A 24,407-nucleotide genomic window follows, 5' to 3' on the forward strand; every position below is an offset into this window, starting at 1 on the left:
AATTTCTTCATAAAAACTTTTATATTTATCCATCATGATAAGTTTCATTCTTTCGCTTTTGGTTTTTTTATTGGATCAGCTTTACTAAAAAGCCTGATTATTTAATGGATTATTTTCCGGATCTTTTTCATTAGAAAGCTTTCTTAACATTGTGCGCATTATTTTTTTAAATTTGCGATCTATGAAAAAAGCCTTCTCTCTCTTCGACTTTTCGCAAAAAGTCAATTACAAAAACGAAATTTTAGCTGGTTTAACTGTCGCAATGACTATGATTCCCGAATCATTATCTTTTGCAATTTTGGCCGGATTTCCTCCTTTAGTTGGTCTATATGCTGCTTTTATTGCAGGTTTGGTCACAGCAATTTTTGGCGGAAGACCAGGAATGATTTCTGGTGGAGCGGGAGCAACCGTGATTGTTTTGATTGCTTTGATGAAATCACAAGGTATAGAATATGTTTTTGCAGCTGTAGCACTTGGAGGTGTCGTGCAAATTTGCATCGGACTTTTTAAACTCGGAAAATTTATCAGATTGGTTCCGCAGCCAGTAATGTTTGGTTTCGTAAACGGACTTGCTGTTGTCATTTTCATGTCGCAATTAGAACAGTTTAAAACCATTGTAAACGGACAAGTTTCGTGGTTGCAGGGAACGCCGCTTTATATTATGCTAGGTTTGGTTGCCCTGACAATTAGTATTGTGCTGCTTTTTCCTAAAATTACAAAAGCAGTTCCGGCTTCTTTAGTTGCTATTATGGTGGTTTTTGCCATTGTATTGATTTTTAATATCGAAACCAAAACGGTAGAGGATATCGCTTCTGTTCAGGGTGGATTTCCTCCATTTCATATTCCGAATATTCCAATTTCTTTTGAAACTTTAAAAGTGATATTTCCCTATTCAATAATTGTTGCTGCTGTTGGTTTAACCGAAGGCTTGCTTACGCTGAATCTCGTTGATGAAATTACCGGAACGCGCGGAAACAGCAACAGAGAATGTATCGCTCAGGGCGGATCAAATATTTTGAACGGTTTCTTTTTTGGAATGGGTGGGTGTCCTATGATTGCACAAACTTTAGTGAATCTCGGCGCTGGTTCAAGAGCCCGACTTTCGGGAATAATTGCGGCTTTGACTATTTTAATTATCATACTTTTTGGCGCGCCCGTAATTGGAAAATTGCCAATGGCAGCTTTGGTTGGCGTAATGATGATGGTGGCGATTACAACTTTTGAATGGGCAAGTTTCAAGGTTATCAATAAAATGCCAAGACATGATATTTTTGTTGGAATTCTGGTTGCTGTAATTACTATTTTATTGCACAATCTGGCTTTGGCAGTTTTAATTGGAGTTATTATTTCAGCGTTGGTTTTTGCCTGGGAAAGTGCCAAAAGAATTCGTGCCAGACATTATATTGATGAAGCAGGAGTGAAACATTATGAAATTTACGGACCATTATTTTTTGGATCAATAACTGCTTTTATGGAAAAGTTTGATATACAAAATGATCCTTCGCACGTTATAATAGATTTTAAAGAAAGCCGAATCGCTGATATGTCGGCAATTGAAGCAGTAAATAATCTGACCAAAAAATACAGCCAGTTAAACAAAGTAATCGAACTGAAATATTTAAGCGAAGACTGCAGAATACTACTCAAAAACGCTGATGCTGTTATTAATGTGAATGTTATTGAAGATCCTAAATATAAAGTGGTTTCGAGATAATGCGGCAATGTGCCAATTTGATAATTAGATAATTCTTAGATTGTGTATAATTTATTATCTAATTTTTGAATTCACTATTGGTAACGAACAAACCCGACAGGTTTTTAAAAACCTGTCGGGTTTGTTCGTTATAAGCATTAGATAATTAATTTAAACATCTGCAGAAAAATTATCTAATTATCAAATTGGCACATTTTCTAATTTAAATAATTTGATTTTCGTAACTTTGTAAAATGAAGCTAACAGAAACCTTAGAAGATTTTTACACCATCAAAGTAAACGGAATGCCCGAAAATCTTAGAAAAGAGATCGGACATTTTAATGTTTTTAAATTGGATGATTTTGTTGGGAATACTTGTAAACCATTTCCTTATACCCGAAAAGACTTTTATAAAATAAGCTTGATCATTGGAAAAAACAAAGTGCATTATGCAGATAAAATTTCTGTAATAGAAGATCAGGCCTTGTTTTTTGCAAACCCACAAATTCCGTATAATTGGGAACAGGTTGATGAAAATCAAACTGGTTTTTTCTGCATTTTTACAGAAGCTTTTTTCAATCAGTTTGGGAATTTAAAAGAATATCCTTTATTCCAACCCGGCGGAAATCCAATTGTTCCTATTTCAATGGAATTGGCGGAATCTTTGAAAACGGTTTATTTAAAAATGTTTGACGAAATCAATTCTGATTATACTTTTAAATATGATGTTCTCCGAAATCTTGTTTTTGAAATTATTCATCTGGCTTTGAAAACACAAACGGTAACTACTTCATTATACAGTAAATCGAATGCAACGATTCGGGTTTCTTCTTTATTTTTAGAATTATTAGAAAGACAGTTTCCTATTGAATCCATATCCCAGCAAATTAATTTTCGTTCACCTTCAGAATTTGCAAATCAGTTAAATGTACATGTGAATCATTTGAATAAAGCGTTGAAAGAAACGACTGGAAAAACGACTTCTCAAATCATTTCTGAAAGAATTGTTCAGGAAGCGATGATTTTATTGAAACAAACTAATTGGAATATTAATGAAATTGCCTGGTGTTTAGGCTTCGAAGAATTGTCTCATTTCATCAATTTTTTCAAGAAAAATGTTCATGTTTCGCCTAAAAGCTACCGAATAACAGAAATTGTTTGATTTTCGTAACTTCTCGTTTGATTGCTTTAAGTTTTTACAAGTAGTTCGCTGATATCTTTGTACCATAATTAAATGTAAAAATTAAAATCATGGAAAATAACAAAGTTTGGTTTATCACAGGTGCCTCAAAAGGACTTGGATTAGAATTAGCAAAAAAACTATTGGCTGAAGGAAAAAAAGTAGCCGCAACGTCAAGAAGTGAACAAGCCCTAATTAAAGAATTAGGAGATCCGTCTGCTAATTTTCTACCTTTAGAAATGGACTTGACAAATGAGCAAAGCGTTAAAAATGCGATTGAAGTAACCGTAAGCCATTTTAAAACAATTGATGTTTTGGTAAACAATGCAGGTTACGGTTTATTAGGATCATTAGAGGAACTTACCGATGCAGAATCCAGAAAAAATTACGAAGTAAATGTTTTCGGTTTATTGAATGTCATTAGAAATACAATGCCGTATATGCGCGCCAATAAATCGGGACATGTTTTTAATATCGCTTCGATTGGTGGTTACAACGGAGGTTTTCCGGGTTGGGGAATTTACTGCTCTACAAAATTTGCAGTTGCCGGTTTAACAGAATCTTTAGCGGCAGAAGTAAAAGAATTTGGAGTAAACGTAACATTGGTTTATCCGGGTTATTTTAGAACCGATTTCTTAAAAGATAGTTCTTTATTATTGCCTCAGAGTCCAATTTCAGACTATAAAGCGGTGAGAGAATCTGAAAATGCGCATAAAGGGAGCATCAATGAAAATCAACCGGGAGATCCTGAAAAATTTGCAAATGCTTTAATTAAAATGAGCGAGGAAAAAAATCCTGCATTGCATTTATTTGTGGGGCAAGATGCCTACGATATGGCAAATGTAAAAATTGCCGAAGTTCAAAAAGAATTGGAGCAATGGAAAGCCGTTTCTGTTTCGACAGGTTTTTAATTAGCTAATTAGAAAATGTGTCAATTAGAAAATTTTATAGATTACGCTAATCATTATCTAATTTTCTAATTGACACATTTTCTAATTTAATCAACAAGCATATTTTTTACTTCGCTAAATTTCCCGTCAACATCTTCAATTTGCAAACCTAAAATGTGAGCAATTAAAGGGTAAACAGAAACGTTTTGAAAAGTAGAAACTTCTTTATTTACTTTAAAAGCTGGACCTTTTGCATAAAAAATAGCGTGCATATCTTTTTCTTTATTGTCGTAACCATGCGTTCCGCCTTTTATATGTGTACTTTCTTTACTCACTAAACTATATCCTTTTTTCGCTTCGATAACAAAGTCATGCACACGCGGATTGGTTCCGTAATGCAATCTTTTTGGAACTTCGCTTGATTTCCAGAATTTAATATTGGGTACTTTTTTTAAAGCTTTGGCAATAGAATCCTGAAATCCCGGTTTTGATTCCAAACTCATAATAGGATTAATTACATCTTTATAACCCAGCCATTCTGGTTTTAAATAATCTAAAATAGCTACTTTTTTATCATTGCTGATATCCGTCATTCCGTGATCTGAAACGATGATTAAATTGATTTGTTTTCCGATGGATAATTGATCAAGTCTTGAAGATAATTGCCCCATAATTGAATCCATTTTGTGAACCATTTTTTCATTCTCCGGAGAAAGCGGACCAAAATTATGTCCCGTATGATCGGGTTCGTCAAAGTATAAAGTTACAAGATGAGGTCGTTGTTTTTCAGGAAGTTCTAACCATTTTATAACGGTGTCGATTCTGGTTTCATACGGAATTTTGCTGTCGTAATTTTTATAATAACTTGGTCTTCGTTTATCCAAATCAGAACCCGGCCAGAAAAAAGAAGCCGTTTTTACACCTTGTTGTTCAGCGACATTCCAAATAGGATTTCCTCCATAAAATCTTGAATCATTTTTTGCATTTGATGATAATGAAAACGATTGGTTTAGAGTAGCATCATAAAAGACATTATTAATAATTCCGTGATGATCTGGATAAAGTCCAGTCACGATCGAATAATGATTTGGAAAAGTTTTGCTTGGATAAGAAGGTTTCATCGACTTTGCATGAACGCCTTCTTTTGCAATTTTATTCATGTTTTGAAGATGAAAATGTTTAGCATAATCCCACCGAAATCCATCCATAGAAACTAAAACAACATAAGTTTCTTTGTTGGTTTGTGAATGTAAAAGCGTTGTAAAAAGTAAGAATGTAAAAGATAATAGGTGAGTAGTGAATTTTCTCATTTTGCAATTTTAATAGACTGTAAAGATACTGATAACCGATTTTTAAAAGAAAAAGAGAATGTTAAACTAAGTGAAAGTTTGCCACGAATTACAGGGATTTTCGCTAATTTTTTATGCGGAATTATAAGAAAATTAATTCGTGAAAATTCGTGTAATTTGTGGCGAAAAAAAATCTTTTTAATCGTGCAATCTGTGGCAAAAAAAAACGCCAGACATAAATCTGGCGTTTTAAATTTTAAGAAGTAAAGAACGATTACATCATTCCTGGCATACCGCCACCCATTGGCATTCCGCCTCCGTTTTCTTCTTTAATATCAATTAATGCACATTCTGTAGTAAGGATCATTCCGGCAACTGATGCAGCATTTTCTAATGCAACACGAGTTACTTTTTTAGGATCGATAATTCCAGCTTTGAGCATATCTACGTATTCGTCAGTTTTAGCATTGTATCCAAAATCGCCAGAACCTTCAGCAACTTTTGCTACCACTACAGAACCTTCAAGACCTGCATTTTCAACAATAGTTCTTAATGGAGATTCAACCGCGCGAGACACAATCTGGATTCCAGTTGCTTCGTCAGCGTTATCAGCTTTAAGGTCAGCTAAAGCAGCTTTAGCTCTTAATAAAGCAACACCACCACCAGCAACAATTCCTTCTTCTACAGCAGCACGAGTTGCATGTAATGCATCGTCAACTCTGTCTTTTTTCTCTTTCATTTCAACTTCAGAAGCAGCACCAACGTAAAGAACAGCAACGCCACCAGCTAATTTAGCTAAACGCTCTTGTAATTTTTCTTTATCATAATCAGATGTTGTAGTTTCCATCTGACCTTTAATTTGGTTTACTCTGTTTTTGATGATATCAGCTTCGCCAGCACCACTTACAATTGTAGTGTTGTCTTTATCGATAGAAACTCTTTTTGCAGTTCCTAGCATTTCGATAGTTGTATTTTCAAGTGTATAACCTCTTTCTTCAGAAATTACAGTTCCGCCAGTTAAGATAGCGATATCTTCTAACATTGCTTTTCTTCTGTCTCCAAAACCAGGAGCTTTTACAGCAGCAATTTTAAGAGCACCTCTTAATTTGTTTACTACTAATGTAGAAAGAGCTTCTCCGTCAACATCTTCAGCAATAATTAATAATGGTTTTCCTGATTGAGCAACTGGTTCTAAAACAGGTAGTAATTCTTTTAAAGAAGAAACTTTTTTGTCATATAATAAGATGTATGGAGAGTCTAATTCAACTTCCATTTTCTCTGGGTTTGTCACGAAGTAAGGAGAAAGATATCCTCTGTCAAATTGCATACCTTCAACAACATCAACGAAAGTGTCTGTTCCTTTAGCTTCTTCAACAGTAATAACTCCTTCTTTTCCAACTTTCGCGAAAGCAGTAGCAATTAACTCACCAATAACTTCGTCGTTATTTGCAGAGATAGAAGCAATTTGTTTGATTTTATCAGAATCGCTTCCAACAACTTTAGCTTGTTTTGCAAGGTCAGCAACGATAGCTTCAACAGCTTTATCGATACCACGTTTCAAATCCATTGGATTTGCACCTGCAGCAACGTTTTTCAAACCTTCTTTTACGATAGCCTGAGCCAAAACTGTAGCAGTTGTAGTTCCGTCACCCGCTAAATCATTTGTTTTAGAAGCAACTTCTTTAACCATTTGCGCGCCCATGTTTTCTAATGGGTCTTTTAATTCGATTTCTTTTGCAACAGAAACACCATCTTTAGTAACTGTTGGTCCACCAAATGATTTTCCGATGATTACGTTACGACCTTTTGGTCCAAGAGTTACTTTTACAGCATTTGCTAATGCATCAACACCACGTTTTAATCCGTCACGTGCTTCAATATCAAATTTTATATCTTTTGCCATTTTTTAATTTGCTTTAGGCAGTAGGCTTTAGGCTTTAAGCCTTCTACTGCTGAATTAATATTTGTTTTAATTTGTAAATTTTGCTTTTTATAATGTTGATTTTTTCTATGTGATTCTGTGCAATTTCATTATTAAGATATTGCAAATCTTTAGCTAAAATCAAAAGATATTCTGTTTCATTGGCAGAACCTAAGGCTATGTTGAGAAATTGATTAAATTCTTTGTCGCTATTTCTTCCACATCCTTCACTAATATTGGTTGGAATTGATGAAGAAGCTCTTCTAATCTGACTTGTCAAACCATATAATTCTTCTTTAGGAAAAGTAGAAGTCATTTTATAGATTTCTAATGTAAAAGAATGACTTAACTGCCAAATATCATATTTTTTAAAATCCCTCATTTTTTGTTAGCTTTAAGCTTTAGCCAATATGCTTTAAGCTTTTCAAGAAAGCCTAAAGCTTACAGCTTATAGCATAAAGCGATTTAGATTATTGCTAAGATATCATCCTCACGCATAATCAAATAATCAGTTCCTTCAAGTTTTAATTCTGTTCCTGCATATTTACCATAAAGAACAGTATCGCCAACTTTTACGGTCATAGTGTGATCTTTAGAACCATTTCCTACAGCAACTACAGTTCCCTTTTGTGGTTTTTCTTTGGCAGTGTCCGGAATAAAAATCCCTGAGGCAGTTTTGGTTTCAGCTGCAACAGGCTCAATAAGTACGCGATCTGAAAGCGGTTTAATGTTTAAGGCCATGATTTTATATTATTATAAGTTATACGTTTTTTAATGTTCAATAAACTTTCAGAAATTATGCCATGCTCTAAAAACTGACATTATTTCCTAAAAAAAATGCCAGCTTTGACAGGCTGGCATTTAATATTATTTCAAAATGATTATTTTGCTGCAGGTGCTGCCGGAGCAGGTGTTTGCTGTACCGGAGCTGCTGGTGTATTTGTTGCAGGAGCTTCTGTTTTTTCAATAAGTTTAGAATCAGTATCGCTTAATGATCCTGTAAAGCTTAAACTTGAAAGCAAGATTAGAGCAATCAAAATTGTAGCTAATGTCCAAGTACTTTTATCTAAAAAGTCAGTTGTTTTTTGTACTCCACCTAACATTTGAGTTCCACTAATTGTAGACGACAATCCGCCTCCTTTAGGGTTTTGAACCATAATTACTACGATCAATAGAAAACAAACTATTGTGATTAAAACTAAAAAAATTGAAAATGTGCTCATTGCTTACTTATTATTGTTATTTTGTTGTAAAATCTTTATATCCGAAATACGGTCTGCAAAGAAACTAATTTTTTCTGGATATTTCAAAATTAATATTTCATATGCTTGTATTGCCTTTGTATATTTTTTTTGTTCCAAATAAACACGGGCTAAAGTTTCGGTCATCAAATACGAATTGTCCTCTTGATTAATGTTAAATTGAATTGGAGGCAGCGTTATTGGATCTGATTTGATTGGCGAAATTTTAGGATTTGTTTCAATAAATTTATCAATCAGTTCTGCCTTTTTCTTTTTTTCGTCTTCAACTATTTCTGTTTCCGGAACTGTTTGTTTAATTGGTTCAGGAGTTCTCTCTACTTTTTGTGTATTTTCTTCAACTGTTTTTATATCTTCCTGAACAATTTCATTTGTTCTGTCAATAGGTTCCGGTCTTGCTAATTGCAGCCATTCCTGAAAAGAATGTTTCTCTTTTACTGAAAAATCTAAAGGCTTTCCTATTTCAAGATTTTCCTCGGCAATTTTTACAGTTTCTTCAAATTGTGTCTTTAGGATATTTTTTTCAATTACCGATTCTTCGATACTATCGGTTATAATTTCCTTAGACTCTTCTATAAATATAGGTTCCTCAAGAATAAAATTAATTACTTCTTTAGGACTTTCTTCAACAGTCGTTGGTTCATCCAGGATAGTCGGAATAACTTCGTTTGGTTTTTCTTCTGTAATTTTTACCTCTTCAAAAACAACGCTGGCAATTTCTTTATGCTGTTCTGTAATTTTTGGTGCATCGACAACAATTTCTGCAGCTTCTTTTTCTGCAGGTTTTGACTCTTCAAATACAACCGTTGTAGCTTCTTTGATTGAGTTATAGATTGATTCCTCTATAGGATCAATTCGTATTTCAGTGTGTTTTTTCGGTTCTTCAAAAACAACTGGTGCGATTTCTTCAATTGTAGAAACTGGTTTCTCAATAACAGGATCAAAATTTTCTTTAATATCTTCTACTTCTTCATCATCATCTACTACTTCTTCAAAAAAAGTGTGTTTGGTTTCTTTAAATGGAATCACGATAGTTTCTTCCTTAATACTATCAATTGATTCGTCATGAGTTTTTACTTCTTCAAAAACAGCAGGTTCTGTTTCTTCAACCGCAATTAAGACATCTTCTTTAATGATAATATCTTCTGTTTTTACGATTTCTTCATTAACAACCGATTTCTTCTCTTCAATCATTATTGTATTAGCATCTTCAATACTATCTTCAGGTTTCTCTCCTGTCTTTATTGATTCTTCAAAAACATTCGAAGTAGCTTGTTTTATAGATGTTAATATAGACTGCTCAATAGGATCAATTCTAACTTCGATACTTTTTTTAATTTCATCAGGCGAAACTACTTCGCTATCAAGAACATTAATATTTAAAAGATCACGAAGTTTTTTATCATAAAAATCATTTTGAATAGAAGTAAAAGTTTCCGAAGTAATGAAATCAAATAAAATAGAGCGATCTGCAGTATGTGCTGCAGTAACTTTTAATGCATAATTATACTTAAAACTATTTTGGTTAAAAAGTCCTTTTAATCGTAGCGCTCTTGCGCTTTGAAAATACGGAAATTCAATCAAAACATTGCCTAATGCCTCCGTTTGCTTTTCTGTAATGGCATCGGGTTTGTTTATTAGGTATGTATAATCAGTTACATTCATTGTTTATTTGTTTAATCGTTTATTTTGTTTAACTGTTTAATCGTTTGTAAAACCGATTCAACGATTAACCGATTTAACAAATCAACTTTTTTACCATTTTGCTAATGACTCATTGAAAATATCCTGAGTAATCCTATCGTAAATTTCTTTGATGGCAGCATTTAAAGAAGACCCAACAAGTTGTGTTGTTCCGGGATAATCTTTGTAGAACTCAAATGTTTTTTCAAAATCATCTGTTTCTTTCTTTTTGTTTGTAAATCGAACATTTATACGAATTGTCAAACGGTTTTGTGCCGCTTGCTGATCTGCAGTTGCAGTCATTGGTGTTGTTCTGTAATCTACAATCTCTCCTTCATAAGTTAAATCACCACCGCTGCTTACCAGGTTTAAGTTAGTTTGATTCTGAATTAAGTCTTGTAATGCCAATGTAAAATCTCTGTCGATTCCAGGTTCTATCAAATCAGCATTATTCTGAAAGAAATTTACCTGAAAAGTTTCAGCATCAATTTTTCCTGTTCCGGTAAAATTATAAACTCCACAGCCGCTAAAAGTCGTAGCAACTAATAGAATTAAAAGATATTTTAAGTTTTTCATTTTTTATTTTAAGAATTCATTTGCGAGTTCGCTCACGCTTCGGGTCAAAGATATAATTTTCGTTTAAAACATTTTGCGTCTTAGCGTCTTTGTGGCAAAACTATAAATCAAATTGTTTAATTTTTCTATATAAAGTTCTTTCAGAAATACCTAATTCATCTGCAGCCGCTTTACGTTTTCCTTTGTTTTTTTCTAATGATTTTTTGATCATTTCGATTTCTTTTTGTTCTAAACGTAAAATCTCTTCTTCCTCGATAGTCTCGGCAAATAAATAATTGTCGTCCTGAATCTGATAATTATCCTCACGCGTTGCGGGCGTCATAACTGCAGTTCTTGGTTCTTCTTCAAAATCTATTTCACTGTCATTTTCCTGCGAACCGTATATTTTCTGAATCAAATTCGGATTAATATCCTGCACTTTTGATGTACCGTTTTTCATCAATTCCAAAGTGAGTTTTTTCAAATCGTTCAAATCACTTTTCATGTCAAAAAGTACTTTGTACAAAATATCTCTTTCGGTACTAAAATCGCTTTCTTTCTTTTTATCATTAATTACCGATGGCAAATTACTTCCTTCGGTTGGCAAATACGATTGTAAAGTGGTCAATGTAATATCGCGATTGGTTTCTAAAACAGAGATTTGCTCGGCAACATTTCGCAATTGACGAATGTTTCCGTTCCATCTGAATTTTTGCAAAAGCTGAACCGCATCATCATCTAACTTTAACGGAGGCATTTTATATTTATGCGCAAAATCGGCAACAAATTTTCTAAACAATAAATGAATATCTTCGTTTCTTTCACGCAAAGGCGGCAAAGTGATTTCTACAGTAGTTAAACGATAGTATAAATCCTCACGAAATTTTCCTTTTTCAATTGCATTAAATAAATTCACATTCGTTGCTGCAACAATTCTCACATTGGTTTTTTGAACCTGAGAAGAACCTACTTTTATAAATTCTCCATTTTCAAGTACACGAAGCAAACGAACCTGAGTGGTTAAAGGCAATTCACCAACTTCATCAAGGAAGATAGTTCCGCCATCTGCCACTTCAAAATAACCTTCACGCGTGCTTGTGGCTCCGGTAAAAGCGCCTTTTTCGTGTCCAAAAAGTTCACTGTCAATTGTTCCCTCTGGAATAGCTCCACAGTTTACAGCAATATATTTACCATGCTTTCTGTGTGAAAGCGAATGAATTATTCTCGGAATATTTTCTTTACCAACACCACTTTCCCCGGTTACCATTACCGAAATATCAGTAGGAGCAACCTGAATGGCTTTTTCAATGGCGCGATTTAATTTTGGGTCATTCCCAATAATCTCAAATCGTTGTTTTATTGCTTGAACTGTTTCCATGTGTAATTTTGTTTCAAGTTTTTATTTGTTTCAGGTTTCAAGTTTTACCCTTAACTTTTTAAACTTTTCTTTATGTCTATTGAATTAAAAAGAAGTTTTAATTCGTTGTATTGATCGCCTTTTAAGTCTTCTTTAATAATAGGTAATGCAGAAGTTTTAGTTAAATAAATCAATATCCATTTGTCTGTTTCTTTAATTTGAAAACATTCTTTCCAAGGATTTTCTATTCTAAAACTTTCTGCTTCTTGTGTAAATGAGTCTTTTGTAAAAGTTATTTTTTGAAACTCCAGGTTTTTTTTATTTTTAAGAATGTTCTTTTTGATATTATTGATTGTTAGAAAATAGATACCAAACCAAATCAAAATAACCATTCCAAAAGGTAGAAGATCAAAAATATCCCATTTAATATTGGTTTCAGATTGTGTAGTTGATAGAATTATGTTTTGTAAGAGAACAAAAAAGAAAATAAAAATAATGAATTTTACAAAACCCATTCTCGAAAGCAGATATTTAGAAACCTTAACTAAAACATCTACGTTAGGCTTATATTCAATAACGATTTCTTTTTCCATTCTTATTTTTATTTGGCTTTTAACAATTCTTAATCAATCTAATATAAGTTTCAAGTTACAAAGAAAACCTGAAACTTGAAACCTGAAACAAATTTTCTTAATTCATTTCAGAATATCCAACCGCTTCACCTTTTAATGTCCCGCTAGTACAACTTGTGATTTTTACGTTTACGAAATCTCCAATTTTGTAATTCTCTTTCGGGAAAACAACTGTAATGCTTTGCGAGTTTCTTCCAGAGAATTCTTCTTTTGATTTTTTAGAAACTTTTTCTACAAGAACTTCAACAGTCTGTCCAACGAATTCTTCACTTCTAAACCAGGCGTGTTTTTGTTGTAAATCGACAATTTCCTGTAATCTTCTGGCTTTTGTTTCTTCTGGAACATCATCTTCCATTTTTCTTCCGGCCAAAGTTCCAGGGCGCTCAGAATATGAATACATATAACCAAAATTATATTTCACATATTCCATTAAACTCATGGTATCCTGATGATCTTGTTCCGTTTCTGTTGGAAAACCGGCAATCATATCTTGTGAAATCGAAGCATTTGGAATAATTGCTCTGATTTTATCAATCAAAGTCATGTATTCTTCACGAGTGTGCAAACGATTCATTTCTTTTAGAATTCTATTGCTTCCGGACTGAACAGGCAAGTGTATGTGTTTACAAATATTTGGATATTTGGCAATAACATGCAAAATACTTTCATGCATATCCTGCGGATTAGAAGTCGAAAATCTGATTCTCATTTTTGGGAAACCTACTGCAACCATTTCAAGCAATTGATCGAAATCTACGGCCGTTGCTTTTTGCATTTCAGAGGCGTTTACAAAATCTTTTTTCAAACCGCCGCCGTACCAAAGATAACTGTCAACGTTTTGACCTAAAAGTGTAATTTCCTTAAAGCCTTTATCCCATAAATCCTGAATTTCTTTCATGATACTTTGTGGCTCACGGCTACGCTCACGTCCGCGAGTAAAAGGTACAACGCAAAAGGTACACATATTATCGCAACCACGAGTTATTGAGACTAAAGCTGTAATTCCGTTGCTCATTAAACGAACCGGTGAAATATCTCCGTATGTTTCCTCTTTCGATAAAATGACATTGATAGCGTCACGGCCTTCTTCAACTTCTGCCAATAAATTGGGTAAATCTTTGTAAGCATCAGGACCAACAACAAGATCGACTATTTTTTCTTCCTCTAGAAACTGACTTTTCAAACGCTCGGCCATGCAGCCTAGAACGCCTACTTTCATTTTCGGGTTAATACGTTTTACTGCATTATATTTTTCCAGACGTTTGCGAATAGTCTGTTCTGCCTTATCTCGAATCGAGCAGGTATTTACCAGAACCAAGTCTGCTTCTTCAAGAGTTTGAGTAGTATTATATCCGTTAATCGATAAAATGGAAGCTACGACCTCACTGTCCGAAAAATTCATCGCACAACCGTAACTTTCTATAAAAAGTTTTTTTGTATTCTCAGGCTTATTCTCCAAAACAAGACTTTCACCCTGTTTGCTTTCTTCAATAATCTTTTCCATTGTATAATTTCAAAGTGCAAAGATAACGCAAAAGGTATAATTATGACAAGATGGCAGGGAAAAGATTTTAGAATTCTGTCCCGAAGCCTCGGGATAGATTTTAGATAGGTTTATAGTGCCTATAGAAGCCTTTTCTTTAATAAACTTAGTTTCAGATTAAAGGATTAAAAAAGATTCTCAAAGCTTTGCGAACTTCTTCTGAAATTTTTCAGCTTAAAATTAAAACTTAGCGACCTTTGCGTAAAACCTTTGGGATCTCTGCGGTTAAATTTTAGCAATAAATCTAAAATCTAAAGCCTGAAATCTAGAATTTAAAATTCCTTCTAAGAAGTTTACTGTTAAAAAAAGAGCATATCCGAATCGTACTTTCTTTAAAAGTTATACCTATATATATAATGCATTACTTTACAGATAAATCTGCAATTTTTGGAAACATAATATCAAAATACCTCAAAAATGCATTATCAAGGTTGATATTTAAAAAAAACTTCTACTTTTGTTGCAGAAAAATAGATCAATGGCAAAGAATTTAGTAATAGTGGAATCACCTGCAAAGGCGAAAACGATAGAGAAATTTCTAGGAAGTGATTTTCAGGTCGAGTCTAGTTATGGGCACATAGCAGACTTACCGTCAAAAGAAATAGGGGTAGATGTTGAAAATGGATTTAAACCTAAATACGAAGTTTCTCCTGATAAAAAAGCCTTAGTAAGTAAATTAAAGACACTATCTAAAAATGCCGAAATGGTTTGGCTAGCAAGCGATGAGGACCGCGAAGGAGAAGCTATTTCATGGCACTTGGCGGAAGAATTAAAACTAGATGTAAAAAAAACCAAACGAATTGTTTTTCACGAGATTACCAAATCTGCGATTCTTAAAGCAATCGATAATCCAAGAGAAATTGATTATAATTTAGTAAATGCACAACAGGCACGTCGTGTTTTGGATCGTTTAGTAGGTTATGAATTATCTCCGGTTTTATGGAGAAAAATTAAAGGTGGACTTTCTGCCGGACGTGTACAATCAGTTTCTGTTCGTTTAATTGTAGAAAGAGAACGAGAAATCCAGAATTTCAACGCAGTTGCAAGTTATTCTGTTGTCGCAGAATTTGTAAATGAGGCAGGAAAAGCTTTCAAAGCCAAATTGCCAAAAAATTTCAATACAAAAAAAGAAGCCGAAGATTTCTTAAAACAAAATATCGGATCACAATATAAGGTAGCAGATTTAGAAACTAAACCTACCAAAAAATCTCCAACAGCACCATTTACAACCTCTACACTTCAACAAGAAGCAGCGAGAAAATTGTATTTGCCGGTAGGAATTACCATGCAGCTTGCACAGCGTTTATACGAAGCGGGACTTATTACTTATATGAGAACCGATAGTGTAAACCTTTCTAAAGATGCAATGGATGCTGCCGAAGCTGAAATCATAAAATCATACGGAAAAGAGTTTTCAAAACCGAGAACCTTTGCCAATAAAAGCAAAGGAGCACAAGAAGCGCACGAAGCAATTCGTCCGACAGATATGTCGCGTCATACCGTGAATATTGATCGTGATCAGGCTCGTTTGTATGATTTGATCTGGAAAAGAACATTGGCATCTCAAATGAGTGATGCACAATTAGAAAGAACAAACGTAAAAATTGAAGCTAATAATCACGATGAACTTTTTACTGCATCGGGAGAAGTTTTACTTTTTGAGGGTTTCCTTAAAGTTTATCTTGAGGGACACGATGATGATGAGGAAGAACAAGAAGGAATGTTGCCTGCTTTAAAAGTAAACGAAAAGTTAGCAAACAATTATATTACAGCTACAGAAAGATATTCAAGACCACCTGCAAGATATACAGAAGCATCTTTGGTGAAAAAATTAGAAGAATTAGGAATTGGTCGTCCGTCTACGTACGCACCAACTATTTCGACTATCATCAACAGAAATTATGTTGAAAAAGGAACTCTTGAAGGTCAGGAACGTAATTATACGCAACTTACTTTGCAAACTGGTAAAGTTGGAGAGAAGTTGCTGAAAGAAAATACAGGTTCTGATAAAGGAAAATTAGTTCCAACAGATATCGGAACAATTGTTACTGATTTCTTGGTTAAAAATTTCGGAAATATCCTTGATTATAATTTTACAGCAAAAGTAGAACAGGATTTTGACGAAATTGCCGAAGGAAATATTGACTGGGCAACCATGATGCAGGAATTTTACAATAAATTCCATCCAAATGTAAAAGAAGTTGAAGCTAACGCAGAACGTGAAAGTGGAGAAAGAATTTTGGGTAAAGATGCTGACGGAAGACAAGTATCTGTACGTTTAGGAAAATTTGGACCAATGGCTCAAATTGGAGAAGCTGACGATGAAGATAAAAAGTTTGCAAGCTTAATGTCTGATCAGAATATTGGAAACATAACACTTGAAGAAGCTTTAAATTTATTCTTGCTTCCTAAAAGTTTAGGTGAATATAAAGGAGAAGAAGTAGAGGTGAGTAATGGTCGTTATGGGCCTTACGTGCGTCACGGAAGTGTTTTTATTTCCCTGCCAAGAGGAGAAGATCCACTTGGAGTTTCTAAAGAAAGAGCTCAGGAATTAATTGACGAAAAAGCACTTGCTGATGCGCCAATTGCAGTTTATAAAGGAGAAGCAGTTCAAAAAGGGGTGGGGCGTTTTGGTCCTTTTATTAAATGGAACGGTCTTTTTGTAAACGTAAGCAAAAAATACAATTTTGATAATTTATCGCAACAAGATGTTGAAGAACTAATTGAAGATAAATTACAGAAAAATATAGATAAAGTTCTTCACAATTGGGAAGACGAAGGAATTTTGGTTGAAAAAGCACGTTGGGGTCGTTCGGTGATTACAAAAGGTAAAATCAAAATTGAATTAAGTAAAGATGTTGATGCTACACAATTGACATTGGCTCAGGTTCAGGAAATGATTGCAGCTAAAACTCCGGCAAAGAAAACACCAGCAAAAAAAGCAACAACCGCAAAAAAAGTACCGGCTAAAAAAGCAGCTGCAAAAAAGAAATAAAAAATGGAATTTGATTTTCTAGAACCAGTTAACGAAGGAATTTTAAAATTCATTAGTTCGTTGTCTTCTCAAGAATTGGGTAGCAAAATTGTTTTGCACACACAGGATCAGTTTCCGGATATTAGCAAAATTACTATTGCTATTGTTGGAGTTTTAGAAGATCGTAGAAATATTGATATTGTAAATGAGGTAAACCTTACAGCTGTTCGTAAAAAGCTTTATGGCATGTTTCCGGGTAATTGGGATGCGTCCATTGCTGATCTTGGAGATATTTTGGCTGGCGATTCTGTAGAGGATACTTATTTTGCACTTAAGAAGGTAACTTCGGCATTAATTAAAAATAAAGTGATTCCTATAGTCCTGGGAGGTTCACAGGATTTAACCTATGCTTTGTATCGTGCTTATGATGATTTAGAGCAAATGGTCAATATGGTTGCTGTAGACAACAGATTTGATTTTGGTAAGGAAAATGAGACGGTTTCGGCCAATTCATATCTCACAAAAATCATAATTGATGAGCCAAATAATCTTTTTAATTATTGTAATATAGGTTATCAAACCTATTACAATTCTCAGGAAGAAATTGATTTGATAGAAAAATTGTTCTTTGATGCATATCGATTAGGTGAAATTTCGAATAATATAGCTCTGGCAGAACCCGTTTTTAGAGATGCTGATTTAGTTAGTATCGATTTGAATTCAGTAAAATCATCTGCTTCGGGTAATAATATTAATTTTGAACCTAATGGTTTTAACGGTAAAGAGATCTGTGCTTTAGCAAGATACGCGGGAATTAGCGATAAAGTTTCGTTATTTGGAATCTTTAATCACAATAATACCGTATATGAGTCTGCAATGATTGCGCAAATTATTTGGTATTTTATAGAAGGGTATCATTATCGTTCTAAAGAGTATCCTTTTGGAAGCAGAACGAACTATTTGAAATATATAGTTCCAATGGAAGATGAAGAATTAATTTTTTATAAAAGTGACAAAACTGATCGTTGGTGGATCGAAATTCCATTTGAATCAAATGGTCACAATAAATTGAAAAGAAATACGTTATTACCCTGTTCTTACGACGAATATTTGTGCGCTTGCAACCAAGAATTGCCGGAAAGATGGTGGAAAGCGCAGAGAAAAAACGCTTTGTAGAGCAAAAATTTAACGAAAATCAGAAAAATAGAATTTTTGTAAAAATTTGTTAAATAAATTTAGTAAGTTAATATTTATAAAATATAAAATTTAACGTTTTACGTCGGTTTTTTGCGTTAGTTTATCGACAAAATATTTTTTTTTTATTTTATTTAACATTATTTTTGAACGGTGAAATAAATTTCGTGAGTAGTGTTGTTTTTTTAATAAATAATAAATACGTTTACGGACTTATAATAATGAATAGATAATCCCAAATTTATATGAAGAAGTTTATTGCATTTGCAGCAATTTTAACACTAGTAATCGGCTGTGGTAAGTCAGGTGACAAAGGAGAGTTAGTTGGTGTTACAGGAGGGAAATGGCATCCCGAAAAGCCATATGGAATGACTTTGGTTCCAGGTGGATCATTTATCATGGGTAAATCAGATGCTGATTTAGCTAATGTTGAGGATGCTCCAACTAAAACTGTAACAGTTCGTTCGTTTTACATGGATGAAACTGAAATCACTAACAGTGAGTATCGTCAATTTGTAGAATGGGTAAAAGATTCTACAATGAGAGTGCGTTTGGCTATTTTAGCTGATGAAACTGGTCAAAAAGCATCGTCAGATGGTAAAGGTAAAAAAGCTGGAAGTATTGCTGATTATGCATTTAACGATTCTGAGCCAGATAAAATGACGGCTTACGATAAGTATATGTATGATAACTACTATAGCGTTGGAACAAAAGATGATCCTTATGCTGGTAGAAAATTAAACAAAAAAGTTAAGTTAATTAAAGATACAAAAGGTTATCCAGATGAGTATTATACTGAGGTAATGGACTCTATGTATTTACCAATAGAAGAATCATATAATGGTTTAAGAACAGTTGATGTAAATAAATTGAAATTCCGTTATTCTTGGATGGATATCCAGGCTGCAGCAAAAGCTAAAGTTGGAAAAAGAAAAGACTTTGTAAAAACAGAACAAGTGAGAATTTATCCTGATACTACAGTGTGGATTAAGGATTTTGCTTACTCATATAATGAGCCAATGCATAATGATTATTTCTGGCACAAAGCTTACGGAGATTACCCTGTTGTTGGAGTTACATGGAAACAAGCAAAAGCATTTTGTGCTTGGAGAACTTTAAATAAAAACAGCTACATTAAATCTAAGAAAAAAGGACGTGACTTAGTAAACTCTTTCAGATTGCCAACTGAGGCAGAATGGGAGTATGCTGCAAGAGGAGGTCTGGAATCTGCTACTTATCCTTGGGGTGGTCCTTATACTAAAAGTGACAGAGGTTGTTTCTTAGCAAACTTTAAACCAAGCAGAGGAGATTATGCTGCTGATGAAGCTTTGTATACTGTTGAGGCTAAATCATATGAAGTAAATGGTTACGGATTATACAACATGGCAGGAAATGTTTCAGAATGGACGGATTCAGCTTATAATCCAAATGCTTACGAATATGTTTCTACAATGAACCCTAACGTAATTGATGGAAACAACCAAAGAAAAGTGGTTCGTGGAGGATCTTGGAAAGACGTTGCTTACTTCCTACAAGTAAGTACTCGTGATCACGAATACGCTGATTCTGCTAGAAGTTATATTGGTTTCAGAACTGTACAAGATTACATGGGAACTCAAGTAACGGGCGGAAAAAAGAAAAAGTAAATTATAATTAAATCAATAACCAAATCGAATCTATTTTAAATTAAAACCTAAAAAAAAATTATCATTATGGCATTATTAAGTAAAAAAGCAATGAATTTCGCTTATGGTATGGGAGCGGCAGTAGTAATCGTTGGAGCATTATTCAAAATTACTCACTTTGAAATTGGACCATTAACAGGTACTGTAATGCTTTCTGTGGGATTGTTAACTGAAGCGTTAATCTTTGCCCTTTCTGCTTTCGAACCAGTTGAAGATGAATTAGACTGGACACTTGTTTACCCGGAATTAGCTAACGGACAAGCTAGACAAAAATCTGACAAAGTAGAAACTCCTTCTGATGCTCAAGGATTATTGTCTCAAAAATTAGACGTAATGTTAAAAGAAGCTAAAATTGACGGTGAGTTAATGTCAAGTTTAGGAAACAGTATCAAAAATTTCGAATCAGCTGCTAAAGGAATTGCTCCTACTGTAGATTCAATCGCTTCTACTAAAAAATATAGCGAAGAATTATCTATGGCTGCTGCTCAAATGGAATCATTAAACAGCTTATACAAAGTTCAATTAGAAAGTGCTTCAAGAAATGCTGAAGCTAATAAAGAAATTGCTGACAATGCATCTAAATTAAAAGAACAAATGCAATCTATGACTGCAAACATTGCTTCTTTAAACAGTGTTTACGGTGGTATGCTTTCTGCAATGAGTAACAAAGGATAATTAGTTTTTGACTATTATATTAAAATTATTAATAAGAACTAATTAGAAAAAAATGGCAGGAGGAAAATTAACCCCTAGACAGAAGATGATTAACCTGATGTATCTGGTTTTCATCGCAATGTTGGCAATGAACGTATCGAAAGAAGTAATTTCTGCTTTTGGTTTGATGAATGAAAAATTTGAAGATGCAAACACTTCTTCAGTTGCAACAAACACTTCATTATTGACATCTTTAGATCAAAAAGCTGCTGAAGCAAAAGGAGAATTCGCTATTGCTGCAGTAACTGCTCACAAAGTAGAAGCTATCTCAAAAGGATTTTATGATTATATAGCAACTTTAAAGGCTCAATCTATCAAAGGTTTTGAAGTAGAAAAAGAAACTGGAAAATTGCCTTATGAGGCAATGGATAGAGGAGATAATATCGACGACTGGTTTACAGGAGACGGTTACACTAAAAAAGGTAACGATATTATTGCTGCAATTCAAAAATACAAAGCAGACATGAAAGCTGCTTTAGGAACAGATAAAAAATATGCTCCAATTATCGCAGAGATTGAAAAAAAATTCGATGTTTCTGATGTAAAAAATAAAGAAGGTGTAAAACAAAAATACTTAGATTACCACTTTAAAGGTTTCCCTGCAATTGCTTCGGCTGCAAAACTTTCAACTTGGCAAAATGACGTTAAAAAAGCTGAAACTGATGTTTACAACAGTGCTTTAGGAAAAGCTGCGGTTGCTGCTGCTTCTTACAGTAATTATCAAGCGATCGTTGTTTTAGATAAAAATGCTTATTTCCAAGGAGAAAAAGTAACTGGTAAAGTAGTTTTAGGTCGTTATGACGAAAACACAAAACCAACTTCATTCCAAGGTCCTGGACAAATTGTTAACGGACAAGCTGTTATTTCATTAACTGCAGGTGGTGTTGGAGAGCAAGATATTAATGGACAATTTACATTCTTAGAGGATGGTAAAAACATTCCACTTAAATTTGCTGGAAAATATGTTGTAGTACCAAGACCTAACTCAGCTACTATTTCTGCTGATAAAATGAATGTTGTTTATAGAGGAGTTGTTAACCCAATTTCTGTGTCTTTTGCTGGTGTTGATGCTAACAAAATTGTTGCAAGCGCGCCAGGATTAGCTTCTGCTGGTAAACCAGGTAAATATAACATGAGCCCGGGTCAAGGAACAGAAGCTACAATTTCTGTTACCGGAACATTACCAAACGGAGATAAAGTTACAGATAAGAAAACATTTAGAATTAAAGGTATTCCTGGACCAACAGGTACAATTAGAGGTGAAATGGGTGTTGTTAAAGGGCCTAAATCTAACTTAGAAATTGCTACAATTGGTGCTAAATTACTTGATTTTGATTTCGAAGTTGGTTTGGATGTTGTTGGATTTAACTTAAAAGTTACTGGACAACCTACAGTTGTTGTTTCTGGTAACAGATTAAATGCACAATGTAAACAAATTCTTTCAAGAGCTGGAAAAGGAGATCAGGTTACTATTTCTGAAATTAAAACTAAACTTGTTGGAGCTGGTAGTTATTTATTACCAAGAACTGCTCCGGTAATTTACGAAATACAATAATAAAGTAGGTAAAACTACGTTCAATATCTTATAATGATACCACGATGAAAGTAAGAAATTTTTTAATAGCTATTGTTTCTATTGCAGGAGGATTTGCTGCTAACGCTCAATCTAATTTGCTTAATGCAAAAACACCTGCACAAATAGGACTTAAGACTCCTGCACAGCTTATCTCAGATAATGACAAACCGTTAGCTTACGGTTATGTAGATGACAGAGATGTATTGATGGGAAAAACTACTTGGGAAATCATTGATTTGAATGAGAAAATTAATTTTCCATTATACTTTCCGGTAGATACTGCTAACATTGGTGCTGACAGACGTTCATTATATGACGTTTTGACTAAAGCTATGAAAAATGGCAAGATAACTGAAGTGTACTCTGATAGTTATTTCAATACTAAAAAATCTTTGAAAGATATTGAAGGTTCATTATCTCGTATTGATACAACAGATGCTGGTAGAGAGTTAATCAATCAATATCCTGATGACTACAAAACACGTGTTGTGAAGAAAAAAGTAGTTACTGGTACTGGTAAAAAGAAAGTGGTTACTTATGTTGATGAAACAGTTGGGCCAACAAGAACAGTTCCTGCTGAGTATGTCTTAAGACAGGATCTTACTTCTGCTGATGTTACACAATACAAAATTAAAGGATACTGGTATTTTGACAAACGTCAAAGTGAATTGAAGTATCGTTTATTAGGTATTTGTCCTGTAACTCCGGACGTTTATACTATGAACAGTGACGAAAAGGACTACATTGAATTGTTCTGGATTTTCTATCCAAATTCAAGAGAAGCTTTGCATGAAGCAAAAGCTTTTAACGATAGCAATTCAGCATTGCCAATTTCTTTCGATCAAATTTTAAATTCAAGACGTTTTAATGCTGTTGTCTACAAAGAAGAAAACTTGTACGGAGATCGTGAGATCAAAGAATACATGAAGGATAACGCACAAAATCAATTGTTAGAATCTGAGAGAGTGAAAGAGAAAATCCGTAACTTCGAACAAGATATGTGGAACTACTAAGTTCTAAATCAAAATATTATAAAAAACTCTTACTATATTTGTAGTAAGAGTTTTTTTTTGCCCCATCTTAATTAAAATTATTGATAAACCGGATTGGTTGGATTTTTAATCCTTAATTCCCTTTTGGAAAATTGTTAAATTTTATTGTTTTTTTTATTTATGTAGGAAAAATAACAATAAAACATGTAATTTTACGTTTAATATGTTTTAATGATATGATGATGAATGCAAAGAAAATTTTAGTCGCTATTGTATGGATCTTAGGAAGTTTTGTTTCTAATGCACAGTCGAACTTGCTTAATGCAAAAACTGCTGATCAAATTGGGCAAAAAAGCCCTGCCCAGCTTATTTCAGATAATGATAAACCATTGTCTTATGGTTATGTTGATGACAGAGATGTTTTGATGGGAAAGACAGTTTGGGAAATTATTGATTTAAATGAAAAAATTAATTTTCCATTATATTTTCCTGTAGATTCTGCTAATATTGGTCCAGACAGACGTTCCTTATATGATGTTTTGACCAAGGCAATGAGAGAGGGGAAAATAACAGAGGTGTATTCGGATAGTTATTTTAATACCAAAAAAACTTTAAAAGACATTCAAGGTTCATTGTCTCGTGTTGACACAACAGATGCGGGTAGAGAACTGATTAATCAATATCCTGATGACTATAAGACACGAGTAGTGAAGAAAAAAGTAGTAACAGGTACTGGTAAAAAGAAGGTCGTAACGTATGTTGATCAAACCATAGGGCCGACAAGAACGGTTCCTGCTGAATATATTTTAAAACAAGATCTTACTGCAGCAGATGTCACACAGTATAAAATTAAAGGATATTGGTATTTTGACAAACGTCAAAGTGAGTTAAAATATCGTTTGTTGGGTATTTGTCCCGTAACTCCGGACGTTTACACCATGAATAGCGACGAAAAGGATTATATTGAATTATTTTGGGTTTTCTTCCCGGATGCACGGGTTGCATTGCATGAAGCAAAAGCTTTTAATGATGCTAATTCGGCTGTGCCAATTTCTTTTGATCAGATACTAAATTCAAGGCGATTTAATGCAGTTATCTATAAAGAAGAAAATATGTATGGAGATCGTGAGATCAAACAATATATAAGAGATGATGCGCAAAGTCAATTGTTTGAATCTGAAAGAGTAAAAGAGAAAATCCGTAATTTCGAGCAAGATATGTGGAACTACTAAGTCTCGATATACATTATAACAAAAACTCTTAGTACTT

The 24,407-nt window shown here is 33.8% G+C and carries 20 protein-coding genes and 1 pseudogene; 10 read left to right on the forward strand and 11 right to left on the reverse strand.

Annotated elements, in window-relative coordinates:
- Window positions 1-181: 181 nt before the first annotated feature.
- The 3 genes from AC4FQ3_RS13290 to AC4FQ3_RS13300 all read left to right on the forward strand — a co-directional run bounded on the left by AC4FQ3_RS13290 (window position 182) and on the right by AC4FQ3_RS13300 (window position 3,785).
- On the forward strand, window positions 182-1,714 hold the full coding sequence (locus AC4FQ3_RS13290; RefSeq protein ID WP_491182149.1) for a SulP family inorganic anion transporter: 1,533 nt from the start codon (window positions 182-184) through the stop codon (window positions 1,712-1,714).
- 233 nt (window positions 1,715-1,947) lie between these two features.
- Window positions 1,948-2,856 (forward strand): helix-turn-helix domain-containing protein, encoded by a 909-nt coding sequence (locus AC4FQ3_RS13295; protein WP_491182150.1) that lies wholly within the window; start codon window positions 1,948-1,950, stop codon window positions 2,854-2,856.
- A gap of 89 nt (window positions 2,857-2,945) precedes the next feature.
- Window positions 2,946-3,785 carry an SDR family NAD(P)-dependent oxidoreductase gene (locus AC4FQ3_RS13300; RefSeq protein ID WP_491182151.1) on the forward strand — a complete coding sequence of 280 codons (840 nt, stop codon included), beginning with the start codon at window positions 2,946-2,948 and terminating at the stop codon, window positions 3,783-3,785.
- Window positions 3,786-3,871: 86 nt separating this feature from the next.
- Here the strand turns inward: AC4FQ3_RS13300 and AC4FQ3_RS13305 are convergent, their stop codons facing one another.
- The 11 genes and pseudogenes from AC4FQ3_RS13305 to miaB all read right to left on the reverse strand — a co-directional run bounded on the left by AC4FQ3_RS13305 (window position 3,872) and on the right by miaB (window position 13,964).
- Window positions 3,872-5,074, reverse strand: a complete 1,203-nt coding sequence (locus tag AC4FQ3_RS13305) for an alkaline phosphatase family protein (protein ID WP_491182152.1) — start codon at window positions 5,072-5,074, stop codon at window positions 3,872-3,874.
- 253 nt (window positions 5,075-5,327) lie between these two features.
- Window positions 5,328-6,956: a chaperonin GroEL gene (groL, locus tag AC4FQ3_RS13310; protein ID WP_073397125.1), complete on the reverse strand. Its 1,629-nt coding sequence runs from the start codon at window positions 6,954-6,956 to the stop codon at window positions 5,328-5,330.
- A 43-nt stretch (window positions 6,957-6,999) separates the two neighbouring features.
- Window positions 7,000-7,356 (reverse strand): four helix bundle protein, encoded by a 357-nt coding sequence (locus tag AC4FQ3_RS13315; RefSeq protein WP_491182153.1) that lies wholly within the window; start codon window positions 7,354-7,356, stop codon window positions 7,000-7,002.
- Between the two features lie 83 nt (window positions 7,357-7,439).
- The gene (locus AC4FQ3_RS13320) at window positions 7,440-7,715 is read right to left on the reverse strand and encodes a co-chaperone GroES (RefSeq protein ID WP_012023920.1); all 276 of its coding nucleotides are present in this window, start codon (window positions 7,713-7,715) and stop codon (window positions 7,440-7,442) included.
- Window positions 7,716-7,855: 140 nt separating this feature from the next.
- Window positions 7,856-8,197 carry a preprotein translocase subunit SecG gene (gene secG / locus AC4FQ3_RS13325; RefSeq protein ID WP_042563867.1) on the reverse strand — a complete coding sequence of 114 codons (342 nt, stop codon included), beginning with the start codon at window positions 8,195-8,197 and terminating at the stop codon, window positions 7,856-7,858.
- Window positions 8,198-8,200: 3 nt separating this feature from the next.
- Window positions 8,201-9,166, reverse strand: coding sequence for a tetratricopeptide repeat protein (locus AC4FQ3_RS13330; protein ID WP_491182197.1), 966 nt, complete (start codon window positions 9,164-9,166; stop codon window positions 8,201-8,203).
- Window positions 9,167-9,721: 555 nt separating this feature from the next.
- Window positions 9,722-9,898, reverse strand: a pseudogene (locus AC4FQ3_RS13335) (DUF8458 domain-containing protein); the annotation flags it as partial.
- Window positions 9,899-9,988: 90 nt separating this feature from the next.
- Complete coding sequence (locus AC4FQ3_RS13340) at window positions 9,989-10,492, reverse strand: LptE family protein (protein ID WP_042563869.1); 504 nt, start codon at window positions 10,490-10,492, stop codon at window positions 9,989-9,991.
- Window positions 10,493-10,592: 100 nt separating this feature from the next.
- A complete protein-coding gene (locus tag AC4FQ3_RS13345; RefSeq protein WP_491182154.1) occupies window positions 10,593-11,849 on the reverse strand; it encodes a sigma-54 interaction domain-containing protein in 1,257 nt (418 codons plus the stop codon).
- Between the two features lie 50 nt (window positions 11,850-11,899).
- Window positions 11,900-12,421: a YcxB family protein gene (locus tag AC4FQ3_RS13350; protein WP_491182155.1), complete on the reverse strand. Its 522-nt coding sequence runs from the start codon at window positions 12,419-12,421 to the stop codon at window positions 11,900-11,902.
- A 97-nt stretch (window positions 12,422-12,518) separates the two neighbouring features.
- Complete coding sequence (miaB, locus tag AC4FQ3_RS13355; protein ID WP_491182156.1) at window positions 12,519-13,964, reverse strand: tRNA (N6-isopentenyl adenosine(37)-C2)-methylthiotransferase MiaB; 1,446 nt, start codon at window positions 13,962-13,964, stop codon at window positions 12,519-12,521.
- Window positions 13,965-14,481: 517 nt separating this feature from the next.
- Here miaB and topA point away from each other — a divergent pair.
- The 7 genes from topA (at window position 14,482) to porN (AC4FQ3_RS13390) (ending at window position 24,370) form a co-directional block, all read left to right on the forward strand.
- Window positions 14,482-16,998, forward strand: a complete 2,517-nt coding sequence (gene topA / locus AC4FQ3_RS13360; RefSeq protein ID WP_491182157.1) for a type I DNA topoisomerase — start codon at window positions 14,482-14,484, stop codon at window positions 16,996-16,998.
- A 3-nt stretch (window positions 16,999-17,001) separates the two neighbouring features.
- Complete coding sequence (locus AC4FQ3_RS13365; RefSeq protein WP_463462135.1) at window positions 17,002-18,153, forward strand: formimidoylglutamase; 1,152 nt, start codon at window positions 17,002-17,004, stop codon at window positions 18,151-18,153.
- Between the two features lie 263 nt (window positions 18,154-18,416).
- Window positions 18,417-19,817 carry a T9SS ring complex lipoprotein PorK/GldK gene (gene porK / locus AC4FQ3_RS13370; RefSeq protein WP_042563875.1) on the forward strand — a complete coding sequence of 467 codons (1,401 nt, stop codon included), beginning with the start codon at window positions 18,417-18,419 and terminating at the stop codon, window positions 19,815-19,817.
- A 66-nt stretch (window positions 19,818-19,883) separates the two neighbouring features.
- A complete protein-coding gene (gene porL, locus AC4FQ3_RS13375; protein ID WP_042563876.1) occupies window positions 19,884-20,531 on the forward strand; it encodes a type IX secretion system motor protein PorL/GldL in 648 nt (215 codons plus the stop codon).
- Between the two features lie 52 nt (window positions 20,532-20,583).
- Window positions 20,584-22,125, forward strand: a complete 1,542-nt coding sequence (gene porM / locus AC4FQ3_RS13380; protein WP_042563877.1) for a type IX secretion system motor protein PorM/GldM — start codon at window positions 20,584-20,586, stop codon at window positions 22,123-22,125.
- A gap of 44 nt (window positions 22,126-22,169) precedes the next feature.
- Entirely contained in the window at window positions 22,170-23,159 is a 990-nt protein-coding gene (porN, locus tag AC4FQ3_RS13385; protein WP_042563878.1) for a type IX secretion system ring subunit PorN/GldN, read from the forward strand.
- A gap of 221 nt (window positions 23,160-23,380) precedes the next feature.
- Window positions 23,381-24,370: a type IX secretion system ring subunit PorN/GldN gene (gene porN / locus AC4FQ3_RS13390; RefSeq protein ID WP_491182158.1), complete on the forward strand. Its 990-nt coding sequence runs from the start codon at window positions 23,381-23,383 to the stop codon at window positions 24,368-24,370.
- Window positions 24,371-24,407 lie beyond the last annotated feature (37 nt).

It is taken from the genome of Flavobacterium sp. AK-345 (assembly GCF_058310175.1).

Coding starts and splice junctions, on each gene's coding strand:
- miaB (WP_491182156.1), bottom strand. CDS start 13,964: ATGGAAAAGATTATTGAAGAAAGCAAACAGGGTGAAAGTCTTGTTTTG.
- AC4FQ3_RS13290 (WP_491182149.1), top strand. CDS start 182: ATGAAAAAAGCCTTCTCTCTCTTCGACTTTTCGCAAAAAGTCAATTAC.
- porK (WP_042563875.1), top strand. CDS start 18,417: ATGAAGAAGTTTATTGCATTTGCAGCAATTTTAACACTAGTAATCGGC.
- porL (WP_042563876.1), top strand. CDS start 19,884: ATGGCATTATTAAGTAAAAAAGCAATGAATTTCGCTTATGGTATGGGA.
- topA (WP_491182157.1), top strand. CDS start 14,482: ATGGCAAAGAATTTAGTAATAGTGGAATCACCTGCAAAGGCGAAAACG.
- AC4FQ3_RS13320 (WP_012023920.1), bottom strand. CDS start 7,715: ATGGCCTTAAACATTAAACCGCTTTCAGATCGCGTACTTATTGAGCCT.
- AC4FQ3_RS13340 (WP_042563869.1), bottom strand. CDS start 10,492: ATGAAAAACTTAAAATATCTTTTAATTCTATTAGTTGCTACGACTTTT.
- AC4FQ3_RS13305 (WP_491182152.1), bottom strand. CDS start 5,074: ATGAGAAAATTCACTACTCACCTATTATCTTTTACATTCTTACTTTTT.
- AC4FQ3_RS13365 (WP_463462135.1), top strand. CDS start 17,002: ATGGAATTTGATTTTCTAGAACCAGTTAACGAAGGAATTTTAAAATTC.
- AC4FQ3_RS13300 (WP_491182151.1), top strand. CDS start 2,946: ATGGAAAATAACAAAGTTTGGTTTATCACAGGTGCCTCAAAAGGACTT.
- porN (WP_042563878.1), top strand. CDS start 22,170: ATGAAAGTAAGAAATTTTTTAATAGCTATTGTTTCTATTGCAGGAGGA.
- porN (WP_491182158.1), top strand. CDS start 23,381: ATGAATGCAAAGAAAATTTTAGTCGCTATTGTATGGATCTTAGGAAGT.
- secG (WP_042563867.1), bottom strand. CDS start 8,197: ATGAGCACATTTTCAATTTTTTTAGTTTTAATCACAATAGTTTGTTTT.
- porM (WP_042563877.1), top strand. CDS start 20,584: ATGGCAGGAGGAAAATTAACCCCTAGACAGAAGATGATTAACCTGATG.
- groL (WP_073397125.1), bottom strand. CDS start 6,956: ATGGCAAAAGATATAAAATTTGATATTGAAGCACGTGACGGATTAAAA.
- AC4FQ3_RS13350 (WP_491182155.1), bottom strand. CDS start 12,421: ATGGAAAAAGAAATCGTTATTGAATATAAGCCTAACGTAGATGTTTTA.
- AC4FQ3_RS13315 (WP_491182153.1), bottom strand. CDS start 7,356: ATGAGGGATTTTAAAAAATATGATATTTGGCAGTTAAGTCATTCTTTT.
- AC4FQ3_RS13295 (WP_491182150.1), top strand. CDS start 1,948: ATGAAGCTAACAGAAACCTTAGAAGATTTTTACACCATCAAAGTAAAC.
- AC4FQ3_RS13345 (WP_491182154.1), bottom strand. CDS start 11,849: ATGGAAACAGTTCAAGCAATAAAACAACGATTTGAGATTATTGGGAAT.